The sequence below is a fragment of the Areca yellow leaf disease phytoplasma genome (genome assembly GCF_041920595.1).
Genome location: NZ_CP169277.1, coordinates 117489 through 119070 on the forward strand (window position 1 = coordinate 117489; position 1582 = coordinate 119070).

Annotated in this window: 3 protein-coding genes; all 3 read left to right on the forward strand. The window is 28.8% G+C overall.

The genetic code is table 11. From position 1 onward, the window contains the following. Positions 1-47: 47 nt before the first annotated feature. The 3 genes from ACEW7V_RS00640 (at position 48) to ACEW7V_RS00650 (ending at position 1353) form a co-directional block, all read left to right on the forward strand. Positions 48-140, forward strand: coding sequence for a hypothetical protein (locus tag ACEW7V_RS00640; RefSeq protein WP_374695711.1), 93 nt, complete (start codon positions 48-50; stop codon positions 138-140). Between the two features lie 164 nt (positions 141-304). Continuing rightward, positions 305-427, forward strand: coding sequence for a zinc finger domain-containing protein (locus ACEW7V_RS00645; RefSeq protein ID WP_374695554.1), 123 nt, complete (start codon positions 305-307; stop codon positions 425-427). 461 nt (positions 428-888) lie between these two features. After that, entirely contained in the window at positions 889-1353 is a 465-nt protein-coding gene (locus ACEW7V_RS00650) for a hypothetical protein (RefSeq protein WP_374695555.1), read from the forward strand. Positions 1354-1582 lie beyond the last annotated feature (229 nt).

A 1582-nucleotide genomic window follows, 5' to 3' on the forward strand; every position in this document is an offset into this window, starting at 1 on the left:
TACGTATTGCTGTTTTGTATCAAAAAATATTAAAGACCAAAAGCGCTTTGAAAAAAGTTTTATTAAATCAAAAAATAATTTCTGGATTAGGCAATATTTATGTTAATGAAGTTTTGTTTTTAGTAAAAATTGCATCCTGAAACTAAAAGCTATGAACTGTCTTTGGGAACAAGTGCAAGAAATTGTAAATACAATTTCAAAAAGTACTTACCAAAGCCATTAAACTGGGCGGAACTATACTGTAAGTACTTTTGAATCTCAGCCATGCATTATAGGCTATTTTCAAAAAAAAAATTACAAGTGCATGGCAAAGTTAATAAGCCTTTGTATTAACTGTCAAACTAAAATTATCAAAATCAAAGTTGGCGGCAGAGGTACTTATCTTTGTCCTGTTGTCCAAAATCATAATCCTAATAAAGCATTATAATTGATTTATTTTCAACTATAAAATAGATCAATATTTTAAAAAGAGTTTTTATCGCTTAGTCATCTAAATTTTTCGATAAAAAATTCAGTTTTTGTCGCTTAGAACCATCAAAGCCTAAGTTTGCTTTATCAGCCACTAATAGGCACTCATGCGCTTGGTATTTATCATATTTTAGCAACTCTAAAACCTAATATTTTTATCAACATCAATTTTATTTGATTTGAGTGCGGTTTCAAAAAATGATTTTTAGAAGCACAAGAAAAATTAGAAGCTCTTAATTTGCTCCAAACTTTTGCAATTCAGAAGGCAAGAAGGAATTTATTGGCTTAATTTGCCATACAGATCTCAAGAGTTTTTTAAAGACCCTCTTTTTAGTAATTTTTTATTAAGCGTTGAAGTGGGAGGCTACTTTTTTGAGTTTGCAAAATCATTTTAGTAAAGAAATTTATACTAAAAAATAATTGGGACGCTTTCTTCAAGACATTAGTAAAAAATTTGATGATTTGTTTCAAGTGCAAAAAATGGATTTACCAACTGATTTTACTTGTCCCAATAACCAAACAAATTCTTCTCCAAGACAGTTTTTAAATAACGCTTTTGATTATAAATTATTTTTTCAAAAATTGCCCCAACGTTTCAAAAAACCATCTTTAACTTGCAATCAAACAAGTGATTTTATTCAAAAATTAAGTTTAGTTTATAATTTAGATGAAGCTACACTTTCGGAAATATATCAAAAAACTTTTTCCAAAGCCCAGCGAATCGGACTATCCAAATTAAGCCTAGGTGTAAAAAGATATTATCAGATGCATACTCAAAAAAATCAAAATTTTAGTTTTGTGAAAAAAACGCAAGATAATGAACAAATACGGTGCTTTGCTCAAACATGCAATTACACTCAAAATTATTATAAATCATTGTCCTAAAAATATGCAAGCCACTGCGGCTGATACTGTTTTTCAATTTATGGAAAGAAACAATTTAGAATCAGCTAATAATGCTTTTAACTTATATTTTGGAACGAAAAGGCTGGTGCCTCAGTGGTTTATTTGAAAAAATCTTAAAATCTTGGAGCAAAAAGGTGATTTTTTGATACTGAAACAGCATATGATTTTATATGGAACAAGAAAAAGAATACGTAACTGACCATACAAG

Coding starts and splice junctions, on each gene's coding strand:
- ACEW7V_RS00645 (WP_374695554.1), top strand. CDS start 305: ATGGCAAAGTTAATAAGCCTTTGTATTAACTGTCAAACTAAAATTATC.